Source organism: Shewanella sp. 10N.286.52.E4, assembly GCF_041468785.1.
Taxonomy (GTDB): domain Bacteria; phylum Pseudomonadota; class Gammaproteobacteria; order Enterobacterales; family Shewanellaceae; genus Shewanella; species Shewanella electrodiphila.
The window spans coordinates 1-14,046 of the sequence record NZ_JBFRJJ010000037.1 but is presented as its reverse complement, the minus strand read 5'-3'; the positions used below and the strand labels follow the sequence as shown (position 1 = coordinate 14,046).

Below are 14,046 nucleotides of genomic sequence, written 5' to 3'. Positions count from 1 at the left end.
AACAAGAGGAATTTAATTAATGATAAATAGCAGGCATAAAAAAACCGAGCCTAAGCTCGGTTTTTAAGTGAGTAATTAAGAATTACTCAGCAGCTTCAACTTCAACAGCTTCAGCAGCTTCAGGACGACCTACTAATTCGATGAAAGCCATTGGAGCTTTATCACCGGTACGTAGACCGCACTTAAGAATACGAGTGTAACCACCAGGACGTTCCTGGAAGCGTGGACCCAATTCAGTAAATAACTTACCTACAACTTCAGCGTCGCGGGTACGAGCGAAAGCTAAACGGCGATTTGCAACGCTGTCTACTTTAGCTAGTGTTATCAGAGGCTCAACTACGCGACGCAGTTCTTTCGCTTTTGCTACAGTTGTCTTGATGATCTCATGACGAACTATTGAGCAAGCCATGTTACGAAACATAGCTTGGCGATGACTGCTATTGCGGTTTAGTTGACGACCACTCTTACGATGGCGCATGACCTAATCCTTATAATCTTTAATCTGTACTAACCTGGGACTTATAGGTCGTCTGCTAAACTAGCTGGAGGCCAGTTTTCAAGACGCATACCTAAAGACAGTCCGCGAGACGCTAATACATCCTTAATTTCAGTAAGAGATTTCTTACCTAAATTAGGAGTCTTGAGCAACTCAACTTCAGTGCGCTGTACGAGATCTCCGATGTAATGAATCGCTTCAGCCTTCAAACAGTTGGCTGAACGTACAGTTAGCTCTAAATCGTCGACAGGACGCAACAGAATCGGATCAAATTCCGGTTTCTCTTCTACAACAGCCTGTTCAGTAACATCACGCAATTCAACAAACGCATCTAGCTGTTCAGCTAAAATTGTTGCAGAACGACGAATTGCTTCCTCAGGATCGATAGTACCATTAGTGGTCATATCAATAACGAGTTTATCTAAATCAGTACGTTGCTCTACACGAGCAGCTTCTACATTGTAAGCAATGCGAGCTACAGGTGAGAATGAAGCATCAACCAACAAACGGCCGATTGGGCGATCATCGTCTTCAGTCTGTGCACGAGCCGAAGCTGGCACATAACCGCGACCACGCTCAACGCGGATACGCATGCTGATATCATTATTACCTGTCAAATGACAGATAACATGATCAGGATTCATAATGGTGACATCACCATCATGAGTGATATCTGCTGCAGTAACAGGGCCTGTGCCTGACTTACTTAAAGTAAGTAAAGCTTCATCTTTACCCTCGATATTTACTGCCAAACCTTTAAGGTTAAGCAATATCTCTAGGATATCTTCTTGAACGCCTTCCTTACTGCTGTATTCATGCAATACACCGTCGATTTCGACTTCTGTAACTGCACAGCCAGGCATAGACGACAATAAGATTCGACGCAACGCGTTGCCTAATGTGTGACCAAAACCACGTTCAAGTGGCTCTAGCGTAACCTTGGCACGAGTTGGGTTAACCTGCTCTATGTCAACGAGACGCGGTTTAAGAAATTCTGTAACAGAACCCTGCATTGTGTCCTCTCTTGTTTGTTAGCTTTACTTAGAGTAAAGCTCGACGATCAGCTGTTCGTTAATATCCGCAGACAAATCGCTACGTTCTGGTAGACGCTTGAAAGCACCTTCCATTTTAGCATTGTCGACTTCTACCCATGTAGGCTTTTCGCGTTGGCCAGCAACTTCTAAAGACGCTTTGATACGTGCTTGAGTGCGTGACTTTTCACGGATGCTTACAACATCATTCGCAGACACTTTGAATGACGGAATGTTAACAACACGACCGTTAACCACGATTGATTTGTGGCTTACTAATTGACGTGATTCTGCACGAGTCGCACCAAAACCCATACGATAAACAACGTTATCTAAACGAGTTTCTAAAAGACCTAACAAGTTTTCACCTGTGTTGCCTTTCAGACGTGCGGCTTCTTTGTAGTAGTTACGGAATTGCTTTTCTAGCACACCGTACATACGACGAACTTTTTGTTTCTCGCGTAGCTGTAAACCGTACTCTGATAAACGTGGCTTACGTGCGCCATGTTGACCAGGTGCAGCTTCAAGCTTACACTTCGAATCGATTGCTCTCACACCGCTTTTTAGGAAAAGGTCTGTACCTTCTCTGCGGCTGAGCTTGAGCTTAGGACCCAAGTATCTTGCCATGATCTTTCTCCAACTATCCTATATACGTAATGTTATACACGACGCTTTTTAGGTGGGCGACAGCCATTATGAGGGATAGGTGTCACATCGGTAATGTTGGTAATTTTATAACCAACAGCATTCAGCGCACGAATGGCTGATTCACGACCTGGACCTGGACCCTTTACGAAAACTTCAAGGTTTTTAACACCGTAGTCTTGAGCAGCAATACCAGCTCGCTCTGCAGCAACCTGCGCAGCGAAAGGTGTAGATTTACGTGAACCACGGAAACCTGAACCACCAGAAGTAGCCCATGACAACGCATTACCTTGACGATCTGTAATGGTGACAATAGTGTTGTTGAATGACGCATGGATGTGAGCCATACCATCTGCAACCTGTTTACGTACGCGCTTACGCGGAGAACGTGACGGAACTTTAGCCATTTTGGTTTACCTTCCCGTTACTTTCTGATTGGCTTACGTGGACCTTTACGCGTGCGCGCATTGGTCTTAGTACGTTGCCCACGAAGGGGCAGGCTACGACGATGGCGGAGACCACGATAACAACCAAGATCCATAAGACGCTTGATGTTCATTGAAATCTCACGACGTAAGTCACCCTCTACTGAGTATTTGGCAACTTCTTCGCGTAGAATATCTATTTGAGCTTCGCTCAATTCCTTGATCTTAGCGTCTTCAGCGATTGAAGTAGCTGCGCAGATTTCTCTAGCGCGAGTACGTCCAATACCAAAGATAGCAGTCAATGCGATGACTGTATGCTTTTGATCAGGAATGTTAATGCCAGCGATACGGGCCACTATGCACTCCTTAAAATGTTAAAGGTCAACTGCGAAAAGCCCGAAAGGATACTCGACAGCCGACAAATTTGCAAACATTATTTGCTCAGCTCATAACTGAGCTGAGCAAATATCTTTTTTTAGCCTTGACGCTGTTTGTGCTTTGGTTCAACACAAATCACACGTACAACGCCACTACGCTTGACGATCTTGCAATTACGGCAGATCTTCTTCACGGAAGCTCGAACTTTCATTTCATCACTCCGTTAAAGCAACTAGCGACCAAAGCGATCTAAATTCGCTTTGTTTACTAAGTTAGCTTTCTTCATAACAGACTCATACTGATGAGACATCATATGGGTCTGAACCTGAGCCATGAAGTCCATGATTACGACTACAATAATTAGTAGTGAAGTACCGCCGAAATAGAACTGTACTTTCCACGCAATTAACATGAACTCCGGAATTAAGCAGATAAAGGTAATGTATATCGCGCCTGCTAATGTCAAGCGAGTCATTACTTTATCAATGTAACGCGAAGTCTGTTCTCCAGGACGAATCCCAGGAATGAACGCACCACTCTTCTTCAAGTTATCAGCTGTTTCGCGAGGGTTAAATACCAACGCAGTATAGAAGAAACAGAAGAATACGATAGCTGTCGCATACAATAATGAATACAGCGGTTGTCCTGGTGACACAGCTAAAGCGAAATCGCTTAACCATGACATAGACTCATTTTGTCCAAACCACTGAGCCAGTGTGCCTGGGAACAAAATAATGCTGGATGCAAAAATTGGTGGAATTACACCTGCCATATTAACTTTAAGTGGTAAATGTGTACTTTGCGCAGCAAACACCTTACGGCCTTGTTGACGCTTCGCGTAGTTAACAACGATACGTCGTTGACCACGTTCTACAAATACAACCAAATAAGTTACAGCAAATACAATTACCGCTAATAACAACAGTACCAGTACATTCAAATCACCTTGACGAGCCTGTTCAGCCGTTTGGCCGATAGCAGAAGGTAGACCAGCAACAATACCTGCGAAAATTAATATCGAGATACCATTACCAATACCACGCTCGGTAATTTGCTCACCTAGCCACATAAGGAACATTGTTCCTGTCACTAAGCTCACAACTGCTACAAAGTAAAAACCAAAACCTACATTGGCAACAAGGCCAGGTACTAGGCTTGGTAAACCTGTCGCGATACCGATTGATTGGAGTGTACCCAACACAAGCGTTCCGTATCTTGTATATTGACTGATTTTCTTTCTTCCTGACTCGCCTTCTTTTTTCAATTCAGCAAGGGCAGGATGAACGACAGTCAACAACTGCATGATAATCGATGCCGAAATATACGGCATGATACCAAGCGCAAAGATAGAAGCACGCTCTAAAGCACCACCCGAGAACATGTTAAACATGCCTAGGATGGTATCTTTTTGTTGAGCAAACAACTCTGCTAACACAGCTGCGTCAATACCAGGAATTGGTACAAACGAACCGGCTCTAAAGACGATAATTGCACCAATCACGAACAGGAGACGAGTTTTCAATTCTGATAAACCGCCTTTCGCGCTTTTTAAATCAAGTCCTGGTTTTGCCATCGACGTATTATTCCTCGATCTTACCGCCGGCAGCTTCAATAGCTGCACGTGCACCTTTGGTTACCTTCAGACCTTTTACGGTCACTGGGCGTTCAATGGTACCTGAAAGAACGATTTTCGCAAACTGTATGTTGCGAGTAATTACGTTCGCATCTTTCAGAGCGTTAAGGTCGATAACATCACCGTTAACTTTTGCTAGTTCTAGTAAACGAACTTCAGCTGAAACCAAAGCTTTGCGTGAAGTGAAACCGAACTTAGGTAAACGAATTTTAAGAGGCATTTGACCACCCTCAAAACCGATACGCACACCGCCGCCAGAACGAGACTTTTGTCCCTTATGACCACGACCTGCAGTTTTACCTAAACCAGAACCAATACCACGACCTACACGCTTAGGAGCACGCTTAGAGCCTGCTGCTGGAGATAGAGTATTTAAACGCATTATTAATCCTCCACCTTAACCATGTAGTAAACTTTATTAACCATACCGCGAACAGAAGGAGTATCTTCTACTTCAACAGTGTGGCCAATACGTCTTAGGCCTAGACCTAATAAACAGGCACGGTGCTTTGGCAAACGACCAATCGCACTCTTTGTCTGTGTTACTTTAAACGTTTTAGTAGCCATGGTGCATTAACCTCGAATTTCATCAACATTCAGGCCACGCTTAGCTGCAATTTGTGATGGTGACTTCATGTGCACCAACGCATCTACAGTTGCGCGAACGATGTTGATCGGGTTAGTAGAACCGTATGCTTTAGACAGAACGTTATGAACGCCTGCAACTTCCAATACGGCACGCATTGCGCCACCGGCAATAATACCGGTACCTTCCGATGCTGGTTGCATGTAAACACGCGAACCAGTATGGCGACCTTTAACTGGATGATGCAGTGTACCTGCATTCAACTCTACGGTTACCATGTTACGGCGGGCTTTTTCCATTGCTTTTTGAATAGCAGCTGGAACTTCGCGCGCTTTACCATAGCCATAGCCGATCTTACCATTACCATCACCTACCACTGTTAGTGCGGTGAAGCTAAAGATACGACCACCTTTAACTACTTTAGAAACACGATTAACTGCAATTAATTTCTCTTGCAAATCGTCTTTCTGCTGAGCTTCTAATTTAGCCATTTTTATAACCCCTTAGAATTTCAGGCCAGCTTCACGAGCTGCGTCAGCTAGTGCTGCTACGCGTCCGTGATACTTGAAACCAGAACGGTCGAATGCAACTGTTGTTACACCTTTTTCGATCGCACGCTCAGCAACAGTTTTACCTACTGCTTTAGCCGCGTCTACGTTACCGGTACTCTTTAGTAGCTCTTTAACCGCTTTCTCAACGGTTGAAGCAACTGCCACCACCTGAGCTTCAGGATTAATAACCTGAGCATAAATGTGACGCGGTGTACGATGTACAACCAGACGATTCACGCCCAGCTCTTGGATCTTCTTACGAGCGCGAGTAGCGCGGCGTAAGCGAGATGTTTTCTTATCCATATCGCGTTACCTACTTCTTCTTAGCCTCTTTACGGCGTACTTGTTCGTCTGCATAGCGAACACCTTTGCCTTTATAAGGCTCTGGTGGACGGTATCCACGAATCTCAGCAGCGACCTGACCAACTAACTGCTTATCAACACCCGAAAGTATGATATCAGTTTGGCTAGGACACTCTGCAGTAACACCTGCGGGAAGTTTGTGAACCAAAGGGTGTGAGAAACCTAATGTTAGGTCGATGTCTTTACCAGCAATTTTTGCACGGTAACCAACACCAATTAACTTTAATTTCTTAACGAATCCTTCAGAAACACCAACAACCATGTTGTTTACTAGTGCACGAGCTGTACCAGCTTGAGCCCAAGCGTTAGAAACGCCTTCAACTGGACCAAACGTTACAACACCGTTTTCTAGCTCAACACTTACCGCTTTGTTGATTTCTCGAGTCAGACTACCTTTAGTACCTTTTACAGTAATAGTCTGTTCGTTTAAGGTCACCTCTACGCCGGTAGGAATAGACACTGGTGCTTTTGCGACACGTGACATACCTAGCTCCTTACGCTACGTAGCAGATAACCTCGCCACCCATGCCATTTAGGCGGGCAGCACGATCGGTCATCAAGCCTTTAGAAGTGGACACAATTGCGACACCTAGTCCGCCCATCACCTTTGGAAGTTCGTGTTTACCTTTGTAAATACGAAGACCTGGGCGAGAAACGCGCTGGATAGTCTCAACGACTGGGTTGCCTTGGAAATACTTTAAAGTGATTTCTAATTCAGGCTTGGCTTCTTCTGCTACGGCGTAGTCAGTAATATAACCTTCGTCTTTAAGTAATTTCGCTATTGCTACTTTTAACTTAGCTGAAGGCATCTTAACTGATACTTTGTTAGCAGCTTGGCCGTTACGAATACGTGTTAACATATCCGCAATAGGATCTTGCATGCTCATATTAGCTTACTCCGTGACAAGTGCTTACCAGCTGGCCTTACGCAGACCAGGAACTTCACCACGCATAGTTGCTTCACGTAGTTTAATACGGCTAAGGCCGAATTTACGTAGAACACCATGTGGGCGACCAGTTTGATTACAACGGTTGCGTTGACGCGCAGCGCTAGAATCACGAGGTAGAGCTTGTAACTTAAGTACAGCTTCCCAACGATCTTCTTCCGAAGTATCAGGAGCGCTGATTAAAGCCTTAAGTGCTAAACGCTTTTCAGCATATTTAGCTACGAGCTGTGCACGCTTTGCTTCACGTGCTTTCATAGATGATTTTGCCATTATGCTACCCTTATTTCTTGAATGGGAAGTTAAATGCGTCTAACAAAGCACGACCTTCTTCATCATTCTTCGCAGTAGTAGTGATAACAATATCCATACCACGAATCTTATCGATCTTATCGTAATCGATTTCTGGGAAGATGATTTGCTCACGCACACCCATTGCGTAGTTACCACGACCGTCAAACGCTTTTGCGCTTAGGCCACGGAAGTCACGAATACGTGGGATTGCAATGTCAACTAAACGCTCTAAAAATTCCCACATACGCTCACCGCGTAGGGTAACTTTACAGCCAATAGGGTAGCCTTCACGGATTTTGAAACCAGCAACTGATTTACGTGCAACAGTTACAACAGGTTTCTGACCAGCGATTGCAGTCATGTCACGAAGCGCATGCTCCATAACTTTCTTGTCTGCAACTGCTTCGCCTACACCCATATTAAGGGTGATTTTTTCAATCCGAGGGACTTGCATGACACTGGTATAACCGAACTTTTTAGAAAGTTCTGCGATAACAGTCTCTTGATATTTATCATGCAGTTTCGCCATCGTTTACTCCGTTTACTTAATGAGTTCACTATTCGATTTAAAGAAACGGACTTTTTTGCCGTCTTCGAATCGGAAACCAACACGATCTGCCTTGCCTGTGGCTTGGTTAAAGATCGCTACGTTTGATGCTTGCATCGGTGCTTCTTTCTCGATAACGCCGCCAGTTACGCCCAATTGTGGGTTTGGCTTTTGGTGTTTTTTAACAAGATTGATGCCTTCAACAATCAACTTACCAGTAGGTAGGACTTGAGAAACTTTAGCTCGTTTACCCTTGTCTTTACCTGCTAGTACAATTACTTCGTCTTCACGACGGATTTTAGCTGCCATTTTGAAGCTCCTTACAGTACTTCTGGTGCCAGAGAGACGATTTTCATAAATTGCTCTGTACGCAATTCACGTGTCACTGGTCCAAAAATACGAGTACCAATCGGTGCAAGGTTTGCGTTAAGCAAAACTGCTGCATTCCGATCGAAGCGAATGACAGAACCATCTGGACGACGTACGCCTTTCTTAGTACGGACTACCACCGCGTTATATACATCACCTTTCTTCGCTTTAGCGCGAGGAATAGCTTCTTTAACAGAAACCTTGATGACGTCGCCGATACCGGCATAACGACGATGAGAGCCACCCAAGACCTTAATACACTGAACTCTACGAGCGCCACTGTTACACGCGACGTCTAGAGTCGATTGCATTTGGATCATTTTAAGTGCTCCGCTATCGTTACTACACAAAATCCCAACATTGGGATCATCATTTCGACCATTTTATGAACTAATTTGCTCTCGTTTGGTATAAAACCATTCAACAACAATTTACTCAAAAATGGCGCGCAAGTATAACACCAATATTTTGGAATGCATAGCAGAAAAAAACAAACGGCCCCAAACTTTGGAGCCGTTTACTATAACCTAATGTAAATTAGGCCTTTGTTACTACTTCAACTAGTGTCCAAGACTTAGTCTTAGAAAGAGGACGACACTGACTAATAGTCACTACGTCACCTTCGTTACACTGATTTGTTTCGTCATGTGCATGGATCTTAGTTGTACGCTTAATGTACTTCCCATAAATAGGATGTTTCACTTGGCGTGAGATAGCAACAGTAATAGACTTATCCATTTTGTTGCTAATAACTCGACCTTGCATAGTACGGGCTTTATCAGACATTACACACCTGCCTTAGAAGTAATAATGGTCTTAACACGTGCAATGTTACGACGCACTATTTTCAATTGATTCGTTTGAGTCAACTGACCAGTAGCGTGTTGCATACGCAGGTTAAACTGCTCACGCAGCAGACCAAGTAGTTCAGCGTTAAGTTCTTCAACGCTCTTTTCTCTTAGTTCGCTCGCTTTCATTACATCACCGTCTTAGTTACGAAGGTAGTCTTAATAGGAAGCTTGGCAGATGCTAAAGCAAACGCTTCACGCGCTAACTCTTCAGATACACCATTCATCTCATAAAGAACCTTACCAGGTTGAATCTGACATACCCAGTATTCAACGTTACCTTTACCTTTACCCATACGCACTTCAAGAGGCTTAGAGGTAATAGGCTTGTCAGGGAAAACTCGAATCCAAATTTGTCCTTGACGTTTAATGTGACGTGTCATGGCACGACGTGCAGATTCGATTTGACGTGCAGTTAAACGGCCACGGCCGACTGCTTTCAAACCGAAAGTACCAAAGCTAACTTCAGTACCGTTCGCTAGACCACGGTTGCGGCCCTTGAACATCTTGCGAAACTTCATACGTTTAGGTTGCAGCATAAAAGTTTCTCCTATTTACCACGAGGCTTGCGCTTCGGTTGTTGCTTAGGCTCTTCTAATGCTACAACGTTTCCGTCTAGAACTTCGCCTTTGAAGATCCAAACTTTAACGCCAATCACACCGTATTGAGTGTGACTTTCAGCTGTAGAATAGTCGATATCAGCACGTAGAGTATGTAGAGGTACACGACCTTCACGATACCACTCAGAACGTGCGATTTCAGCACCGCCTAGACGGCCGCTTACTTCAACTTTAATACCTTGAGCACCAATACGCATTGCGTTTTGAACTGCGCGCTTCATAGCGCGACGGAACATAACACGACGCTCTAATTGCTGTGCAATACTGTCAGCAACTAATTTAGCATCTAACTCAGGCTTACGGATCTCTGCGATGTTGATTTGAGCAGTAGTGCCTGTAATTTTAGATACATATGCACGTAATACTTCAACATCTTCACCTTTCTTACCAATCACAACACCTGGACGGGCAGTGTGAATAGTAACGCGGATGCTCTTCGCAGGACGCTCGATAACGATTTTAGATACTGATGCAGCCTTCAATTTCTCAGTGAGATATTGACGAACTTCCCAGTCGCTGTGCAAATTATTTGCATAATCTGCTTTATCGGCGTACCAAGTAGAGATCCAAGGCTTTGTGATACCCAGACGGATACCATTAGGATGTACTTTCTGTCCCATTGCTCTCTTCTCCTAGCGATCTGATACAACCACAGTAATGTGGCTGGTACGCTTCATGATACGATCAGCGCGGCCTTTGGCACGAGGCATGATGCGCTTCATAGTTGGTGCTTCGTCAACAAAGACTTGGCCAACTTTAAGCTCATCGATATCTGCACCTTCGTTGTGTTCGGCGTTTGCGATAGCTGAATCTAGTACTTTCTTAACCAGTACGGCGGCTTTCTTAGGGCTGAAGGTCAAAATTTCAAGAGCCTTAGAAACAGGCAAACCTCGAATTTGATCAGCAACTAGACGGGCCTTCTGCGCAGACGTACGGGCAAAACGATGTTTAGCTAAAACTTCCATCTTATGTCTCCCGTATTAACGCTTCTTCGCTTTCTTATCTGCAGCATGGCCGCGATAAGTGCGAGTTGGTGAAAATTCACCAAGCTTATGACCGATCATTTCGTCAGTTACGAACACAGGTACGTGCTGACGACCATTATGGACAGCGATGGTCAACCCAATCATATTTGGGATGATCATTGAGCGACGAGACCAAGTCTTAATTGGCTTTTTGTCTCCCGCTTCCATCGCTTTCTCTACCTTCTTCAGCAAGTGCAGGTCAATGAAAGGACCTTTCTTGAGAGAACGTGGCATGGGCGAATCCTCTTACTATTTATTACGACGACGTACGATGTACTTGTCGGTGAGCTTATTACTACGAGTTTTATAACCCTTAGTTGGCACACCCCATGGACTCACTGGGTGACGTCCACCAGAAGTACGGCCTTCACCACCACCATGTGGATGGTCAACCGGGTTCATTGCAACACCACGCACTGTAGGGCGTACGCCTCTCCAGCGTTTAGCACCTGCTTTACCTAACTGGCGTAGCATGTGCTCGGCATTACCAACTTCACCGAATGTTGCGCGACAATCAACAGGTACTTTGCGCATTTCGCCAGAGCGAAGACGTAAAGTTGCATATTGGTTATCACGAGCAACAACTTGAACATAAGCACCAGCTGAACGCGCGATTTGAGCACCTTTACCAGGTTTCATTTCTACTGCGTGCACAACACTACCCACTGGGATGTTGCGAAGCGGCATTGCGTTACCAGTTTTGATGTCTGCATCCAAACCAGATTGGATAGCGTCACCAGCTTGCATGCCTTTAGCAGCAAGAATGTAACGACGCTCACCGTCTGCGTATAGTACTAACGCAATGTTAGCTGTACGGTTCGGATCATACTCAAGACGTTCGATTTTTGCAGGGATACCGTCTTTATTGCGTTTAAAGTCAATAATACGGTAATGCTGCTTGTGTCCACCACCTACGTGACGAACAGTGATACGACCAGTATTGTTACGGCCACCACTTTTAGATTTCTTAGCCAACAGGCCTGCAAAAGGTTTCCCTTTATGCAAGTCGCTGTTCACCACTTTAACAACGTGGCGACGACCTGGAGAGGTTGGCTTACACTTAATAACTGCCATGATAATTCTCCTTTGCTTACTCAGCGCCGCCAACGAAATCGATGTCAGCACCAGCAGCTAAAGTTACATAGGCTTTTTTCCAATCGCTACGACGACCAACACGGCCACCAGTGCGCTTAGTTTTGCCTTTGTTTACCAAAGTGCGGACACTATCAACTTCAACTTCGAATAGCTGAGCTACAGCAGCTTTAATCTCTGCTTTAGTCGCATCGATTGCTACGCGGAAAACTACAGTGTTGTTTTTCTCAGCTAGTACAGTACTCTTTTCAGAGATATGCGGAGCAAGAATAACTTTTAGCAAACGTTCTTCGGTGATCATGCTAGCATCTCCTCGATTTGCTTCACTGCATCAGCAGTAACAAGAACAGTGTTGAACGCGATTAGACTAACTGGGTCAAGACCCGCTACGTCACGTACGTCAACCTTGTATAAGTTGCGTGCTGCTAAGAATAAATTCTCATCAACATCTGCAGTAACAATTAGAACGTCTTCTAAGTTCATTTCTTTTAGTTTAGCTTTCAGCTCTTTAGTTTTAGGAGCTTCAACACCAAAAGATTCAACAACGACTAAACGCTCTTGACGTACCAATTCAGAAAGAATGCTCTTTAGAGCACCACGGTACATCTTTTTGTTAACTTTTTGGCTGTGATCTTGAGTTTTAGCAGCGAATGTTACGCCACCGCCACGCCAGATCGGGCCTTTAACACTACCGGCACGAGCTCGGCCTGTGCCTTTCTGGCGCCAAGGCTTTTTGCCTGAGCCAGTTACTTCCGCACGAGTCTGTTGAGCACGAGTGCCCTGACGCGCGTTTGCAGCGTAAGCTACAACTACCTGATGAACCAATGCCTCGTTAAAGTCACGGCCGAAGGTAGTTTCGGAAACTTCAAGAGCGCTTTGCGCGTCTTTCAATACCAATTCCATTACTATCTCCTCAGACCTATGCTTTAACGGCTGGCTTGATAATCAAGTCACCATTGGTAGCGCCAGGAACAGCACCTTTTACCAATAACAAGTTACGCTCTGCATCTACACGTACAACGTCTAGATTTTGAGTAGTTACTTGCTCGGCACCCATGTGGCCAGACATTTTCTTACCTTTGAAAACGCGACCAGGTGTCTGGTTTTGACCGATAGAACCATTAGATCTATGAGCCAAAGAGTTACCATGTGTCATATCTTGAGCGTGGAAATTCCAGCGTTTAATACCGCCTTGGAAGCCCTTACCTTTAGATTGACCGGTAACATCAACTTTTGCTGTATCTGCGAAGATATCAACATTAAGTTCAGCACCAACTTCAACGCCTTCACATTCACCATCTGCCAAACGCAATTCCCATAAACCTCGACCAGCTTCTACGCCGCTCTTAGCAAAATGACCTGCTTCTGGTTTGGTGATGCGATTGGCTTTTTTGGTACCAGTAGTTACTTGAAGAGCACGGTATCCGTCAGTTTCTAAAGTTTTCACTTGAGTAACACGGTTACCAGCAATTTCAATCACTGTTACAGGGATAGAAGCGCCATCTTCTGTGAAGATGCGAGTCATACCCACTTTACGACCAATAAGACCGATAGCCATCTTTCAAACCTCTTCTAAGGATCTCAATTAACCTAAGCTAATTTGAACGTCGACACCAGCGGCAAGATCTAAACGCATTAATGCGTCTACAGTCTTTTCAGTTGGCTCTACGATGTCAACTAAGCGCTTGTGAGTACGAATTTCGTATTGGTCACGAGCGTCTTTGTTGACGTGCGGAGAAGTCAAAATGGTATAACGTTCTTTACGCGTAGGTAGTGGAATTGGACCACGAACCTGAGCGCCTGTACGCTTAGCAGTTTCAACGATTTCCGCTGTTGATTGATCGATCAAACGATGATCAAAACCTTTCAAGCGGATACGGATTCTTTGGTTCTGCATTGACCAGAGCTCCTAAAATGCACACATAAAAAATCACCCTCTAGCTTCTTCCCAATGGAAAAGCAGAGCGAGATGATTTAACCGTAGACTCCCAATCGGAGTCAATTATGAAAATGAATAATCCTTATGATTAAACATTATATTACACTGTCTAGGACAGCGAAGGGGAATTATACAGATATCAGATGAGAGATCAACCCCTTCGAACAAAAACTCTTCAATCTAGTTCATTTGTTCAAGGCGATGGAGTTTACAGGGATATATTGAAAAAGCAATAGAAACAAAAAAGGAAGCCGAAGCTT

The 14,046-nt window shown here is 44.5% G+C and carries 28 protein-coding genes; all 28 read right to left on the bottom strand.

Annotated elements, in window-relative coordinates:
- Positions 1–82 precede the first annotated feature (82 nt).
- Positions 83–478, bottom strand: a complete 396-nt coding sequence (rplQ, locus tag AB4153_RS18250) for a 50S ribosomal protein L17 (protein ID WP_102529376.1) — start codon at positions 476–478, stop codon at positions 83–85.
- A 41-nt stretch (positions 479–519) separates the two neighbouring features.
- Positions 520–1,509 carry a DNA-directed RNA polymerase subunit alpha gene (locus AB4153_RS18245; protein WP_102529377.1) on the bottom strand — a complete coding sequence of 330 codons (990 nt, stop codon included), beginning with the start codon at positions 1,507–1,509 and terminating at the stop codon, positions 520–522.
- 24 nt (positions 1,510–1,533) lie between these two features.
- A complete protein-coding gene (rpsD, locus tag AB4153_RS18240; RefSeq protein WP_102529378.1) occupies positions 1,534–2,154 on the bottom strand; it encodes a 30S ribosomal protein S4 in 621 nt (206 codons plus the stop codon).
- 32 nt (positions 2,155–2,186) lie between these two features.
- Complete coding sequence (gene rpsK / locus AB4153_RS18235) at positions 2,187–2,579, bottom strand: 30S ribosomal protein S11 (protein WP_011635661.1); 393 nt, start codon at positions 2,577–2,579, stop codon at positions 2,187–2,189.
- 17 nt (positions 2,580–2,596) lie between these two features.
- Positions 2,597–2,953 (bottom strand): 30S ribosomal protein S13, encoded by a 357-nt coding sequence (rpsM, locus tag AB4153_RS18230; RefSeq protein WP_076543217.1) that lies wholly within the window; start codon positions 2,951–2,953, stop codon positions 2,597–2,599.
- A 119-nt stretch (positions 2,954–3,072) separates the two neighbouring features.
- On the bottom strand, positions 3,073–3,186 hold the full coding sequence (gene rpmJ, locus AB4153_RS18225; protein ID WP_006083579.1) for a 50S ribosomal protein L36: 114 nt from the start codon (positions 3,184–3,186) through the stop codon (positions 3,073–3,075).
- Positions 3,187–3,207: 21 nt separating this feature from the next.
- Entirely contained in the window at positions 3,208–4,548 is a 1,341-nt protein-coding gene (gene secY, locus AB4153_RS18220; RefSeq protein WP_055026490.1) for a preprotein translocase subunit SecY, read from the bottom strand.
- A 7-nt stretch (positions 4,549–4,555) separates the two neighbouring features.
- Positions 4,556–4,990, bottom strand: a complete 435-nt coding sequence (rplO, locus tag AB4153_RS18215; protein ID WP_102529379.1) for a 50S ribosomal protein L15 — start codon at positions 4,988–4,990, stop codon at positions 4,556–4,558.
- Positions 4,991–4,992: 2 nt separating this feature from the next.
- Positions 4,993–5,175 (bottom strand): 50S ribosomal protein L30, encoded by a 183-nt coding sequence (gene rpmD, locus AB4153_RS18210; RefSeq protein ID WP_076543219.1) that lies wholly within the window; start codon positions 5,173–5,175, stop codon positions 4,993–4,995.
- Between the two features lie 6 nt (positions 5,176–5,181).
- Positions 5,182–5,685: a 30S ribosomal protein S5 gene (gene rpsE / locus AB4153_RS18205; protein ID WP_102529380.1), complete on the bottom strand. Its 504-nt coding sequence runs from the start codon at positions 5,683–5,685 to the stop codon at positions 5,182–5,184.
- A 12-nt stretch (positions 5,686–5,697) separates the two neighbouring features.
- The gene (rplR, locus tag AB4153_RS18200) at positions 5,698–6,048 is read right to left on the bottom strand and encodes a 50S ribosomal protein L18 (protein ID WP_055026494.1); all 351 of its coding nucleotides are present in this window, start codon (positions 6,046–6,048) and stop codon (positions 5,698–5,700) included.
- Between the two features lie 10 nt (positions 6,049–6,058).
- The gene (gene rplF / locus AB4153_RS18195) at positions 6,059–6,592 is read right to left on the bottom strand and encodes a 50S ribosomal protein L6 (RefSeq protein WP_229372189.1); all 534 of its coding nucleotides are present in this window, start codon (positions 6,590–6,592) and stop codon (positions 6,059–6,061) included.
- A 10-nt stretch (positions 6,593–6,602) separates the two neighbouring features.
- Positions 6,603–6,995 carry a 30S ribosomal protein S8 gene (rpsH, locus tag AB4153_RS18190; RefSeq protein WP_102529382.1) on the bottom strand — a complete coding sequence of 131 codons (393 nt, stop codon included), beginning with the start codon at positions 6,993–6,995 and terminating at the stop codon, positions 6,603–6,605.
- 24 nt (positions 6,996–7,019) lie between these two features.
- Positions 7,020–7,325: a 30S ribosomal protein S14 gene (rpsN, locus tag AB4153_RS18185; RefSeq protein WP_102529383.1), complete on the bottom strand. Its 306-nt coding sequence runs from the start codon at positions 7,323–7,325 to the stop codon at positions 7,020–7,022.
- Between the two features lie 10 nt (positions 7,326–7,335).
- A complete protein-coding gene (rplE, locus tag AB4153_RS18180; protein ID WP_055026498.1) occupies positions 7,336–7,875 on the bottom strand; it encodes a 50S ribosomal protein L5 in 540 nt (179 codons plus the stop codon).
- Between the two features lie 12 nt (positions 7,876–7,887).
- Positions 7,888–8,202 carry a 50S ribosomal protein L24 gene (rplX, locus tag AB4153_RS18175; protein ID WP_102529384.1) on the bottom strand — a complete coding sequence of 105 codons (315 nt, stop codon included), beginning with the start codon at positions 8,200–8,202 and terminating at the stop codon, positions 7,888–7,890.
- An 11-nt stretch (positions 8,203–8,213) separates the two neighbouring features.
- A complete protein-coding gene (gene rplN, locus AB4153_RS18170; protein ID WP_055026500.1) occupies positions 8,214–8,582 on the bottom strand; it encodes a 50S ribosomal protein L14 in 369 nt (122 codons plus the stop codon).
- 217 nt (positions 8,583–8,799) lie between these two features.
- Positions 8,800–9,048 (bottom strand): 30S ribosomal protein S17, encoded by a 249-nt coding sequence (rpsQ, locus tag AB4153_RS18165; RefSeq protein ID WP_102529385.1) that lies wholly within the window; start codon positions 9,046–9,048, stop codon positions 8,800–8,802.
- Positions 9,048–9,239 carry a 50S ribosomal protein L29 gene (gene rpmC, locus AB4153_RS18160; RefSeq protein WP_102529386.1) on the bottom strand — a complete coding sequence of 64 codons (192 nt, stop codon included), beginning with the start codon at positions 9,237–9,239 and terminating at the stop codon, positions 9,048–9,050. The genes rpsQ and rpmC overlap by 1 nt, the downstream gene beginning before the upstream one ends.
- Positions 9,239–9,649 carry a 50S ribosomal protein L16 gene (rplP, locus tag AB4153_RS18155; RefSeq protein ID WP_055026502.1) on the bottom strand — a complete coding sequence of 137 codons (411 nt, stop codon included), beginning with the start codon at positions 9,647–9,649 and terminating at the stop codon, positions 9,239–9,241. The genes rpmC and rplP overlap by 1 nt, the downstream gene beginning before the upstream one ends.
- 11 nt (positions 9,650–9,660) lie before the next feature.
- On the bottom strand, positions 9,661–10,350 hold the full coding sequence (gene rpsC, locus AB4153_RS18150) for a 30S ribosomal protein S3 (protein ID WP_102529387.1): 690 nt from the start codon (positions 10,348–10,350) through the stop codon (positions 9,661–9,663).
- 12 nt (positions 10,351–10,362) lie between these two features.
- The gene (gene rplV / locus AB4153_RS18145) at positions 10,363–10,695 is read right to left on the bottom strand and encodes a 50S ribosomal protein L22 (protein ID WP_076543228.1); all 333 of its coding nucleotides are present in this window, start codon (positions 10,693–10,695) and stop codon (positions 10,363–10,365) included.
- Positions 10,696–10,710: 15 nt separating this feature from the next.
- Positions 10,711–10,989, bottom strand: coding sequence for a 30S ribosomal protein S19 (gene rpsS / locus AB4153_RS18140; RefSeq protein WP_006083596.1), 279 nt, complete (start codon positions 10,987–10,989; stop codon positions 10,711–10,713).
- Positions 10,990–11,004: 15 nt separating this feature from the next.
- Positions 11,005–11,829 (bottom strand): 50S ribosomal protein L2, encoded by an 825-nt coding sequence (gene rplB / locus AB4153_RS18135; protein WP_055026505.1) that lies wholly within the window; start codon positions 11,827–11,829, stop codon positions 11,005–11,007.
- Positions 11,830–11,845: 16 nt separating this feature from the next.
- Positions 11,846–12,148, bottom strand: a complete 303-nt coding sequence (gene rplW / locus AB4153_RS18130) for a 50S ribosomal protein L23 (RefSeq protein WP_102529388.1) — start codon at positions 12,146–12,148, stop codon at positions 11,846–11,848.
- Complete coding sequence (gene rplD / locus AB4153_RS18125) at positions 12,145–12,750, bottom strand: 50S ribosomal protein L4 (RefSeq protein WP_055026507.1); 606 nt, start codon at positions 12,748–12,750, stop codon at positions 12,145–12,147. The genes rplW and rplD overlap by 4 nt, the downstream gene beginning before the upstream one ends.
- 16 nt (positions 12,751–12,766) lie before the next feature.
- A complete protein-coding gene (rplC, locus tag AB4153_RS18120) occupies positions 12,767–13,405 on the bottom strand; it encodes a 50S ribosomal protein L3 (protein ID WP_102529389.1) in 639 nt (212 codons plus the stop codon).
- A 27-nt stretch (positions 13,406–13,432) separates the two neighbouring features.
- A complete protein-coding gene (gene rpsJ, locus AB4153_RS18115; RefSeq protein ID WP_055026509.1) occupies positions 13,433–13,744 on the bottom strand; it encodes a 30S ribosomal protein S10 in 312 nt (103 codons plus the stop codon).
- Between the last annotated feature and the right edge of the window lie 302 nt (positions 13,745–14,046).